General features: G+C 72.5%; 10 protein-coding genes. 7 read left to right on the top strand and 3 right to left on the bottom strand.

From position 1 onward, the window contains the following. Positions 1-9: 9 nt before the first annotated feature. Together NNW99_RS34450 and glyA are read right to left on the bottom strand one after the other, a co-directional pair. Entirely contained in the window at positions 10-1,230 is a 1,221-nt protein-coding gene (locus NNW99_RS34450) for a sarcosine oxidase subunit beta family protein (RefSeq protein WP_215123075.1), read from the bottom strand. Beyond that, entirely contained in the window at positions 1,227-2,540 is a 1,314-nt protein-coding gene (glyA, locus tag NNW99_RS34445) for a serine hydroxymethyltransferase (RefSeq protein ID WP_215123074.1), read from the bottom strand. Before glyA ends, NNW99_RS34450 begins: the two co-directional genes overlap by 4 nt. A gap of 95 nt (positions 2,541-2,635) precedes the next feature. Here glyA and NNW99_RS34440 point away from each other — a divergent pair, with 95 nt between their 5' ends. Together NNW99_RS34440 and NNW99_RS34435 are read left to right on the top strand one after the other, a co-directional pair. Then, positions 2,636-3,331 (top strand): GntR family transcriptional regulator, encoded by a 696-nt coding sequence (locus NNW99_RS34440; protein WP_215123073.1) that lies wholly within the window; start codon positions 2,636-2,638, stop codon positions 3,329-3,331. A gap of 62 nt (positions 3,332-3,393) precedes the next feature. Then, positions 3,394-5,802, top strand: coding sequence for a SpoIIE family protein phosphatase (locus tag NNW99_RS34435; RefSeq protein ID WP_215123072.1), 2,409 nt, complete (start codon positions 3,394-3,396; stop codon positions 5,800-5,802). Positions 5,803-5,820: 18 nt separating this feature from the next. Here the strand turns inward: NNW99_RS34435 and NNW99_RS34430 are convergent, their stop codons facing one another. After that, entirely contained in the window at positions 5,821-6,348 is a 528-nt protein-coding gene (locus NNW99_RS34430) for a MarR family winged helix-turn-helix transcriptional regulator (RefSeq protein WP_215123071.1), read from the bottom strand. 95 nt (positions 6,349-6,443) lie between these two features. On the opposite strand from NNW99_RS34430, the gene NNW99_RS34425 reads away from it, so the two are divergent. From NNW99_RS34425 to NNW99_RS34405, 5 genes are all read left to right on the top strand, one after another. Then, complete coding sequence (locus NNW99_RS34425; protein WP_215123070.1) at positions 6,444-7,913, top strand: MFS transporter; 1,470 nt, start codon at positions 6,444-6,446, stop codon at positions 7,911-7,913. 129 nt (positions 7,914-8,042) lie between these two features. After that, positions 8,043-8,420, top strand: coding sequence for a hypothetical protein (locus NNW99_RS34420; RefSeq protein WP_215123069.1), 378 nt, complete (start codon positions 8,043-8,045; stop codon positions 8,418-8,420). A 66-nt stretch (positions 8,421-8,486) separates the two neighbouring features. Then, on the top strand, positions 8,487-9,728 hold the full coding sequence (locus NNW99_RS34415) for a cytochrome P450 (protein ID WP_215123068.1): 1,242 nt from the start codon (positions 8,487-8,489) through the stop codon (positions 9,726-9,728). 35 nt (positions 9,729-9,763) lie between these two features. Continuing rightward, a complete protein-coding gene (locus NNW99_RS34410; protein WP_215123067.1) occupies positions 9,764-9,961 on the top strand; it encodes a ferredoxin in 198 nt (65 codons plus the stop codon). After that, positions 9,958-11,145: an NAD(P)/FAD-dependent oxidoreductase gene (locus NNW99_RS34405; protein WP_215123066.1), complete on the top strand. Its 1,188-nt coding sequence runs from the start codon at positions 9,958-9,960 to the stop codon at positions 11,143-11,145. The genes NNW99_RS34410 and NNW99_RS34405 overlap by 4 nt, the downstream gene beginning before the upstream one ends. Positions 11,146-11,150 lie beyond the last annotated feature (5 nt).

Genomic DNA, 11,150 nt, shown 5'->3' with positions numbered 1-11,150 from the left:
GTGTCCTCCTCAGTGGGCCACGGCCGCCGCGCCGTGTTCGTCGATCAGGGCGCCCGTGGTGAAGCGTTCCAGGGCGAAGGGGGCGTTCAGCGGATGCGGCTCACCGGTGGCGAGGGTGTGCGCGAAGGTCCAGCCGACGGCCGGGGTGGCCTTGAAACCGCCGGTGCCCCAGCCGCAGTTGACGTAGAGGTTCTCGACGGGGGTCCGGCCGATGATCGGGGAGGCGTCCGGGGTGACGTCGACGATGCCGCCCCAGGTGCGCAGGACGTGCGCGCGGGCGAAGACGGGGAACAGCTCGACGGCGGCGGCCATCTGCCGCTCGATGACGTGGAAGGAGCCGCGCTGCCCGTAGCCGTTGTAGGAGTCGACGCCGGCGCCCATCACCAGCTCGCCCTTGTGGGCCTGGGAGACGTAGACGTGCACGTGGTTCGACATCACCACCGTCGGGTGCACCGGCTCGTGCAGCTCGGAGACCAGCGCCTGCAACGGATGGGACTGCACCGGCAGCCGTACGCCCGCCCGTTCGGCCAGCACGCTGCTGTGCCCGGCCGCCGCGAGGCCGACCCGCCCGGCGTGGATGCGGCCCCGGTTCGTCTCGACGCCCACGACGCGGTCGCCGTCCTTGAGGAAGCCGGTGACCTCGCAGCCCTGGATCAGGTCCACGCCCAGCTCGTCGGCGCGGCGGGCCAGCGCCCAGGCGACGTGGTCGTGCTTGGCGATGCCGGCCCGGGGCTGGAAGGTGGCGCCGAGGACCGGGTAGCGGGTGCGGGGCGAGACGTTGAGGATGGGGCAGACCTTGGCGACCTCGTCCGGTTCGAGCCACTGGGCGTCGACTCCGTTGAGCCGGTTGGCGTTGGCCCGGCGCACGCCCTCGCGGACGTCCTGGAGGGTGTGCGCGAGGTTAAGGACGCCTCGCTGGCTGAACAGGAAGTCGTAGTCCAGCTCCTCGGGGAGCCGCTCCCACAGTTTCAGCGCGTGTTCGTAGATCGCCGCGCTCTCGTCCCAGAGGTAGTTGGAGCGGATGATCGTGGTGTTGCGGGCCATGTTGCCGCCGGCCAGCCAGCCCTTCTCCAGGACGGCGATGTTGGTGATGCCGTGGTTCTTGGCGAGGTAGTAGGCGGTGGCCAGGCCGTGGCCGCCCGCGCCGACGATGACGACGTCGTACGAGGAGCGCGGCTCGGGGGTGCGCCACAGGAAGTCCGGGTGCTCCGGCAGCGGCTGGGCGGTCATGCGGCGCCTCCGTTCGCGTGGGACAGGTGGGGGTAGAGGGGGAAGGCGGCGGCGAGCCTGCCGACCCGGGCGCGCAGTGCGTCCTCGGGCTGTTCGCCCTTGAGGGCCTGGGCGATGATGTCGGCGACCTCGCGGAACTCGGCGTCGCCGAAGCCGCGTGTGGCCAGGGCCGGGGTGCCGATGCGCAGCCCCGACGAGACCATGGGCGGGCGGGGGTCGAACGGCACCGCGTTGCGGTTGACGGTGATGCCGACGCGGTGCAGCCGGTCCTCGGCCTGCTGCCCGTCGAGCGCGGAGTTGCGCAGGTCGACGAGGACGAGGTGGACCTCGGTGCCACCGGTGAGCACCGTGATCCCGGCCTCGGCGACGTCGTCGGCGAGCAGCCGTCCGGCGAGGATGCGGGCGCCGTGCAGGGTGCGCTGCTGGCGTTCTTTGAACTCCTCCCCCGCCGCCACCTTGAAGGCGACCGCCTTGGCCGCGATGACATGCTGCAGCGGGCCGCCCTGCTGGCCGGGGAAGACCGCCGAGTCGATCTTCTTGGCCAGGCCGGCCCGGCTGAGGATCACACCGCCGCGCGGACCGCCGAGGGTCTTGTGCGTGGTGGTCGTGACGACGTCGGCGTACGGCACCGGGCTGGGGTGGAGGCCGGCGGCCACCAGCCCGGCGAAGTGCGCCATGTCGACGAGGAGATACGCGCCCACCTGGTCGGCGATCCGCCGGAACGCGGCGAAGTCCAGCCGCCGGGCGTAGGCCGACCACCCGGCGACGATCATCCGGGGCCGGTGCGCGAGGGCGAGTCGCTCGACCTCGTCCATGTCGACGCGCAGATCCGACGCGCGCACGTGGTACGGCACGACGTCGTAGAGCTTGCCGGAGTAGTTGAGGCGCATGCCGTGGGTCAGATGGCCGCCGTGCGCCAGGTCGAGCCCGAGGATGGTGTCGCCCGGGTCGAGCAGCGCGGACATCGCGGCGGCGTTGGCCTGGGCGCCCGAGTGCGGCTGGACGTTGGCGTGCTCGGCGCCGAACAGTTCCTTCACCCGGGCGATGGCCAGCCGCTCGACGGCGTCGACGTGTGCGCAGCCGCCGTAGTAGCGGCGGCCCGGGTAGCCCTCGGCGTACTTGTTGGTCAGGACCGAGCCCTGGGCCTCCAGGACGGCGGCCGGGGCGAAGTTCTCCGAGGCGATCATCTCGAGGGTGGACTGCTGGCGGTGCAGCTCGGCGTGCACGGCGGTGGCGACGTCCGGGTCGAGTTCGCCGAGCGTCAGGGCGAGGGGGGAGGCGAGTGTGCTGGTCGACGGGCTGGTTGCCATCTGTGCACCATCCTGGTGGCCGACTAATGCGCAACTGATATATCAGGCTCTGCGGTACGGTATGGGAGCTCGCCGGACAGGTCAAGGGGGCATTCATGCAGCAGCTGGCGACCGAGCCCAAAGGCGGACAGCCGAGCGTCGGAGAGCCCGGGAGCGAGGAGCTGTCGCTCGCCGAGCGGGCCTACCGCGCCATCCGCGACCGGCTCGTCATGCTCGAGATCCGCCCGGGCGCGCCGATCCACGAGGAGCAGCTCGCGCAGTCCCTCGGCGTCGGACGGACACCGGTGCGCGAGGCCCTCAAGCGGCTCCAGTACGAGCGGCTGATCACGACCTTCCCCCGGCGCGGCACCTTCGCCACCGAGGTCAACATCACGGACCTGGCCCATATCTCCGAGGTGCGCCAGGAACTGGAGCCGCTGGCCGCCGCCCAGGCCGCGCGCCGCGCCACGGCCACGGACCGGGCGGTCCTGACGGCCCTGCGGCAGGAGCTGGCGAGCGCGCACTCCGCCCGGCACGACGACACCGCGCTCATGCACCTGGATCTCCAGGTCCACCGCGCCGTCTACGCCGCCGCGCACAACCCTTACCTGGAGGACACCCTCGTCCGCCACGACAACCTCGCCACCCGCATCTGGTGCCTGTTCCTCGACCGCCTGTCGGACATGGCCGGTCACGTCGAGGAGCACGGTCCGCTGATCGAGGCGATCGTGGCGGGCGAACCGGAGAAGGCGGCGCGGCTCGCCCGCGGTCATGTCGAGGGGTTCGAGCGGGCGATCCGCGCGGCCATCTGAGAACACGATCGCCGGCGGCGGGGAGGGTAGACAGAAGCCGCGAAGGGGTACTCGGCGGCACCGTGGAGGGACGCGTACCGGAGGATCTCGCGGTCGTCGTCGATGCCCGCGGGGCGATCACGGCGTGGAGCGACGGTGCCCGCCGCCTGCTCGGATACGACGCCGCCGAGATCGTGGGCAGGTCCGTCACCGAGCTGCTCACCGCCGACCTCCCGGAATCCACCCGGCGACATGTGGCCGACAGGCAGCGGTGGGCGGGCGAGGTGGCGCTGCGGCACCGGGACGGCGACCGGGTCGCGGTGCGGCTGCAGGGAACGCCCCTGACGGACGCGAACCGCGAGCGGCTCTGGCTGGTGACCGGCATCGCACCTGCGCACACGGCGCGACGGGCCGGACAGGAAGCCCCGCCCCTGTGGGACCTCACGCTCTCCCAGCTCCCGGTACCGGTGGCGGTCTACGACCGTGAGGCCCGGCTGGTGGCCGCCAACGCGACCATGGCGCAGGTGATGGGCCGGACCGAGGAGGAGATGAGGGGCCTGACGCTGTGGGAGATCCACCCCAGCTGGCCCTTCGACGAGTACGACCGCCTCCAGCACGAGGTCCTGCGCACCGGCGAGATGATCTTCCACGAGGAGCACGGCCTGGCCCCGGGCGAGACCCGGCGGCACGCCTGGTCCATGTACATGTCGCCGCTGAAGGACGAGACCGGCACGGTCCAGGGGCTGTCCGCGACCGTGTTCGACACCACGGAGCAGTCCTGGGCCCGCCGCCGGCTGGCGGTGCTCAACGACGCGAGCCTGCGCATCGGCAGCACCCTGGACGTGGCCCGGACGGCGGACGAGCTGGCCGAGGTGGCCGTGAGCGGGTTCGCGGACTTCGTCACCGTGGACCTGCTGGAGTCCGTCGCCCTCGGGGACGAGCCGGAACCGCTGCCGCCGGACGCGCCGGTCACCGTACGGCGCACCGCGCAGCGATCGGTGCTGGAGGGCTGCCCCGAGTCGGTGATCCCCTCCGGGGACACGACCGTCTACCCGGTGGGCACGCTGCCGGTGCGGACGCTCGTCGCCGGCCGGGGCTCCCGGCACCGGCCGGGGGATCCGGGGATGCGGGAGTGGATCAGCTCCTCGCCCGCCCGCGCCGAGTCCGTGGCCAAGCACATGATCCACTCGGTGATGATGGTGCCGCTGCGCGCCCGGGGCGTGACGCTGGGGCTGGTGCACTTCCTGCGGCACCGGACGCCGGAGCCCTTCAGCGAGGACGACCTGCTGCTCGCTGAGGAGATCGCGGCCAGGGCGGCGGTGAGCGTGGACAACGCCCGCCGCTACACCCGGGAACGCCGTACGGCACTGGCGCTCCAGCGCAGCCTGCTGCCCGACCGGCCTCCGGACCTGGCGGCGATGGAGGTCGCCTACCGCTATCTGCCGACCGGTTCCGGGGCGGAGATCGGCGGCGACTGGTTCGACGTGATCCCGCTGTCCGGCGCCCGGGTCGCCCTGGTCGTGGGCGACGTGGTGGGCCACGGCATCCACGCCTCGGCCACGATGGGACGGCTGCGGACCGCCGTACGGACGCTCGCGGATGTCGATCTCGCCCCCGACGAGCTGCTCACCCAGCTGGACGATCTCGTCCTGAGGCTCGACCGGGAGGAGGGCCCGGAGGTGCGCGGGCGCTCGGCGGAGGCGTCGGGGCAGGTCGGAGCGACCTGTCTGTACGCCGTGTACGACCCGGTGTCCCGCCGCTGCACCATGGCCCGCGCCGGGCATCCGCAGCCTGCGCTGGTCACGCCCGACGGCGACGTGCGGTTTCTCGATCTGCCGGCCGGGCCGCCGCTGGGCCTGGGCGGTCTGCCGTTCGAGTCGGCCGAGGTGCGGCTGGAGGAGAACAGCCTGCTCGCCCTCTACACCGACGGGCTGATCGAGGCCGCCGACCATGACATCGAGGTCGGGCTCGGCCTGCTGCGCCGGGCGCTGGGCAGCCCGGCCGACGCGCTGGAGGAGACCTGTGACCAGGTGCTGCGCACCGTGCTGGCGGGCCGTTCCGCCGACGACATCGTGCTGATGCTGGCCCGGACCGCCGCGCTCGACGCCGGGCAGGTGCACACCTGGCGGCTCCCGCCCGACCCCGCCGCCGTGGCCCGCGCCCGCAAACTGGCGGGCGGACAACTGTCCGACTGGGGGCTGACGGAGGTGGCGTTCACCACGGAGCTGATCGTCAGCGAACTGGTCACCAACGCCCTGCGCTACGGCGGCGCCCCCATCGAACTGCGGCTGATCCGCGACTCGACCCTCATCTGCGAGGTGTCCGACGGCAGCAACACCGCTCCCCATCTGCGCCGGGCCCGCGTCTTCGACGAGGGCGGACGCGGCCTGCTCCTCGTCGCCCAGCTCTCCGACCGCTGGGGCACCCGCCAGACCGCCACGGGCAAGACGATCTGGGCGGAACAGCCGCTGCCCGCCGAGACGTCCGGCTGACGCGGCCGGCCCCGCGCCCTACGTCCGCCGCTCCCCCGCGCCGCGCGTGGGAGATCCGGCGTCGAGGGCGCTCTCGGTGTGCGTGACGAAGTCGTCGAGGAGCCTGCGGAGGAGCACGGCGAGCTGCCGCAGCTCCCCGGGGGTCCAGTCGGACAGCGCCATCTCCATGCCCCGCCGACGGACCTCCCGCATGCGCTCGACGGCGGCCAGACCGGCCCCGGTGAGCCGGACGAGCTGGGCGCGCCGGTCGGCCGGGTCGGCGACGCGGACGACATAGCCGGCCCGCTCCAGGTGCCGCAGCTGCCGAGTGACGTGGGAGGCCTCCACCGACAGCCGGGCGGCCAGTACGCCGGGGCGTGACGGCTCGCCCCCGGCGATGTGCTGCAGGACCGCCGCGGCGGCCCGGTCCAGGGCCAGTCCCGACTCGGCCATCACCCGCTCGTGCTGCCGGGCCCGGCCGGCCAGGTGGGTGAGGCGCGTGAGGGCCTGCTCGATCTCGGCGAGCGCCGTCGAGGCGGGCTCCGCCACGGGATGTGGTGTGGGCATGGGTGCAGCCTAGGAAAGTTGCTTGACTTAGGCAAGGAGAATCTGCTTGCCTAAGTCAAGCAACCGCGCTTCCCCGTCACTCCCGGAGGGCTTCCATGTCCCACCCCGTCACCGGCCACGCGAAGGCCGGATCGTCCGCCCCGCCCAGATCGAACGCCGTGGTCGGGGTACTGGCCTTCGCCGGGATCGTGGTCTCGCTGATGCAGACCCTGGTCATCCCGATCGTTCCCGAGCTGCCCCGCTATCTGGACGCCTCCCCCTCGAACGCCGCCTGGGCGATCACCGCCACCCTGCTGGCCGCCGCCGTCGCCACCCCGGTCGTCGGCCGCCTCGGGGACATGTTCGGCAAGCGCCGCCTGCTGCTCGTCAGCGTCGTGCTGCTGGTGTCCGGCTCGGTCGTCTGCGCCCTGAGCGACTCGCTCGTCCCGATGGTCGTCGGCCGCACGCTCCAGGGCCTGTCGGCGGCCGTCGTCCCGCTCGGCATCAGCATCATGCGGGACGTCCTGCCCGCCGAGCGGCTCGCCGGCTCCACCGCCCTGATGAGCGCCTCCCTGGGTGTCGGCGGCGCCCTCGGCCTGCCCGCGGCCGCCTTCATCGCCGACCGCTACGACTGGCACATGCTGTTCTGGATCTCCGCCGCGCTCGGTGTCCTCGCCCTGGCGCTGCTGGTGCTGATCGTGCCCGAGTCGAAGGTCCGCACCGGCGGCAGCTTCGACCTGCCCGGCGCCCTCGGTCTGTCCGCCGCGCTGGTCTCCCTGCTGCTGGCCGTCTCCAAGGGCGGCGACTGGGGCTGGACCAGCGGCACGACGCTGGGGCTGTTCGCCACCGCGGTCGTGGTCTTCCTGCTGTGGGGACGCTACGAACTGCGCACCGCCCAGCCGCTGGTGGACCTGCGCACCACCGCCCGCCGCCAGGTGCTGTTCACCAACCTCGCCTCGATCGCGCTCGGCTTCTCGATGTTCGCCGTGTCGCTCGTCCTGCCGCAGGTCCTCCAGCTGCCCGAGCAGACCGGCTACGGGCTGGGCAAGTCCATGCTGGCCGTCGGCCTGATCCTGGCCCCGCAGGGGCTGGTGATGATGGCCATGTCCGCCGTCTCCGCCGCCCTCACCAAGGCGAAGGGCCCCAAGGTCACCCTGATGATCGGCGCGGTCGTCGTGGCCGCCGGGTACGCGCTGAGCCTCGCGCTGATGTCCGAGGTCTGGCACATCGTCCTGGTCGCCTGTGTCATCGGCGGCGGTGTCGGTTTCGCCTACGGGGCCATGCCCGCCCTGATCATGGCAGCGGTGCCGGCCTCCGAGACGGCGGCGGCCAACAGCCTCAACACCCTGATGCGCTCCATGGGAACGTCGTTCGCCAGCGCCCTCGCGGGCGTCATCCTGGCGCAGCTCACCACCGACTTCGGGGGCCATGCCCTGCCCTCCGAGAACGGCTTCAAGACGGTCATGGCCATCGGCGCCGGAGCGGCCCTCCTGGCCTTCCTCCTCGCCTCCTTCCTGCCGCGACGGCAGGCCGCGGGCGAACCGGCCGAGCCGGCCGAAGCCCCCGCCGAGACGGCCGTGGTGTAGCAGGCTCCACCCCCGGTCCGGGAGCGCGCTCCCTCGTCGCGGCAGGCGGCGGACGGAATCGTGGTGAGCAGGCCGGAAACGCCCGAGCCACCCCTCCCTCCCCCGCATTCCACCCCGAGAGGTACCTCCATGTCCTCGTTCCTCGCCACCGTCAAGTCCTTCGTCGCCGACCTGCTGCTCTGGAGCCTCTTCACCATCGGTCTCGGCGCCGCCCTGGGCGCCGGTGCGGTCCTCGACGGCACCCAGAAGGACGTGGCCACCGTCGCCGGGTCCGCCGTCGCGCTCGTCACCGGTACGCGCCTCGCCAAGAAGCCGAGGATCAAGGGCTTCCTGTCCAGGCCGGGCACGCTGTGGTTCCTGTTCCTGTTCAACGGCGGTGCGGCCGTGGCGATGTACGTCGCCCTGGACGGCGTGAAGGCGATCGCCGCCGCTGCCGCCATGGGGCTGGTCTCACTCGGCGCGGCCGGCGGGATCGTCGCCGGCCACCGGAACGCGGCCCACGCCTGAGACTCCGCGACCTTCTTGAACCTTCCCCTCCCCCACCCCACCTCACCGACTCACCGAGGAGACGCCATGTCCGATGCCCTGTCCTGCCCCGTCACCGGCGCCACCGGCCCGCTGCCCGAGTACCCGCTGCCGCGCGCCGAACAGTGCCCGCTGGCCCCGGCCCCGGTCGCCCAGGAACTGCGGAACGAGAAGCCGATCACCAAGGTGCGGATCTGGAACGGCAGTACGCCCTGGCTGGTCACCCGCCACGCCGACCAGCGGGCCCTGCTGCCCGACTCCCGCGTCAGCGACGACGACCTCGACCCCGGCTTCCCGTACGTCAACGCGCACCGGGCGGAGATCGCGCCGATCACCCCGCGGCTGATCACCAACACGGACGCCCCGGAGCACACGCGGCTGCGGCGGACCGTGAACGGGCCGTTCGTGGTCAAGCGGATCGAGAAGATGCGCGAGCCGGTCCAGAAGATCGTCGACGAGCTGATCGACCGGATGCTCGCCGGCCCCGGCCAGGTCGATCTGCTCAAGGCGATCGCGCTGCCGGTGCCGTCCCTGGTCATCGCCGAACTGCTCGGAGTGCCGTACGAGGACCACGACTTCTTCCAGCGCAGCAGCAGCCTGGTGCTGGACGGTTCGGCGGCGCCGGAGGAGGCCAGGAAGGCCAGCGGCGCGCTCGCCGCCTACCTGGACAACCTCATCAAGCTGAAGACGGCCGACCCGGACGACGACGTGCTGTCGGAGATGGCCGGCCGTGTCCAGGCCGGCGAGATGACACACAGCGAGGCCGTGCACATGGGCGTGGCGATGCTGATCGCCGGCCATGAGACCACCGCGACGATGATCAGCCTCGGCACCCTCGCCCTGCTCCAGCACCCCGACCAGCTCGCCCTGTTGCGCGAGACCGACGACCCGAAGCTGATCGCGAACGCGGTCGACGAGGTGCTGCGCTATCTGTCCATCGTCCAGACCGGCGTACGCCGGGTCGCCAAGGACGACATCGAAATCGGTGACGTCGTCATCCGCAAGGGCGACGGCATCATCTTCGACCTGCACGCCGCGAACTGGGACCCGGAGGTCTTCCCCGAGGCCGAGCGCCTCGACATCACCCGCCCGGCCCGAATCCACCAGGCCTTCGGCTACGGCCCCCACCAGTGCCTCGGCCAGAACCTGGCCCGCCTGGAACTCCAGGTCGTCTACGGCACCCTCTACCGCCGCATCCCGACCCTGCGGCTGGACGCGGCGATCGAGGACCTGGAGTTCGACCACACCGGGACCACCTACGGCGTGCACAGCCTGCCCGTGGCCTGGTGACCACCCACTCTCCGAGAAGAACCGAGGTGACAACGATGCGTGTGGAACTGGACGTTCCGAAGTGCGTGGCGTCGGGCCAGTGCGTGATGGCCGCCCCTGACGTCTTCGACCAGCGGGACGACGACGGTGTGGCGATCCTGCTGGAGGAGCGGCCCGGCGAGGAGCTGCGCGGCGAGGTGGAGGAGGCCGTGGCGATCTGCCCGGCCGCCGCGATCCGGCTGGTGCAGTCGTGAGGCGGGTCGTGGTCGTCGGCGCCTCGGCCGCCGGACTCGCGGCGGCGGAGACACTGCGCCGGACGGGCTTCGACGGCACGCTCACCCTCGTCGGTGACGAGCCGCGCGCCCCGTACGACCGTCCCCCGCTGTCCAAACAGATCCTCTCCGGCGAGTGGCCGGCCGAGCGTCTGCCGCTGCGCCCGCCGTCCGACCTCGACGCGCTCGGCCTCGACCTGCGGCTGGGGACGGCCGCGACCGGGCTGGACATGACGGACCGTACGGTGTGTCTGGCCGACGGGGGTCGGGTGCCCTACGACGGGCTGATCGTGGCCACCGGGGTGCGTCCCCGGCGGCTGCCCGGTGACGCGGGCGCCCATGTGCTGCGCACCCTGGACGACGCCCTGGCGCTGCGCGAGCGGCTGAGGCCGGGCTGCCGGCTGGTCGTGGTGGGCGCCGGGTTCCTCGGTGCCGAGGCCGCCGCGGTGGCGCAGGGGCTGGGCGCCCGGGTGACCCTTCTGGAACCGGCTCCCGTGCCGCTGGCGCACGCCGTCGGCCACGAGGTCGGCCGGGTGCTCTCGCGGGCCCACCTCGACCACGACGTGGAGCTGCGCACCGGCGTCACCGTGACCGAGGTGACCGACGGGGGCGTACGGCTCGCGGACGGCGAGCCGGTCGAGGCCGACGCGGTCTTGGTCGCCATCGGCTCGCTGCCCAACACCGAGTGGCTGGCGGGCAGCGGGCTCGCGGTCGGCGACGGGGTGCTCTGCGACGCGTACTGCGCAGCCGCTCCGGGTGTGTACGCGGCCGGGGACGTGGCCCGCTGGGACAACCCGCTGTTCGGGACGTCGATGCGGATCGAGCACCGTACGAACGCCGCCGAGCAGGGCATGGCCGCCGCCCGCAATCTGCTCGCCGCACCGGATGCGCGCAGGCCGTTCGCGCCGGTGCCGTACTTCTGGTCCGACCAGTACGACATGAAGATCCAGGCGTACGGCTACCTGCGCGGGCACGACGAAGTCGCCGTCGTGGAAGGCGACTTGGCCGAACGCAGGTTCGTGGCCGCCTATCGCACGGGCGACCGCCTGACCGGTGCCTTGGCGGTCGGCATGCCGCCCAAGGCCGTCCGCGGCTGGCGGCAGGCCATCGCGGGCGGAACGGCCTGGCGCGACGCCGTACCGGCCGCCGGCACCGAGGCGGCCTGACCTCA

Source organism: Streptomyces sp. CRCS-T-1 (assembly GCF_024442335.1).
In the GTDB taxonomy this organism is placed as follows: Bacteria; Actinomycetota; Actinomycetes; order Streptomycetales; family Streptomycetaceae; genus Streptomyces; species Streptomyces koelreuteriae.
Note: the sequence above shows the minus strand (reverse complement) of the source record. Positions and strands in the feature narration are given on the sequence as shown.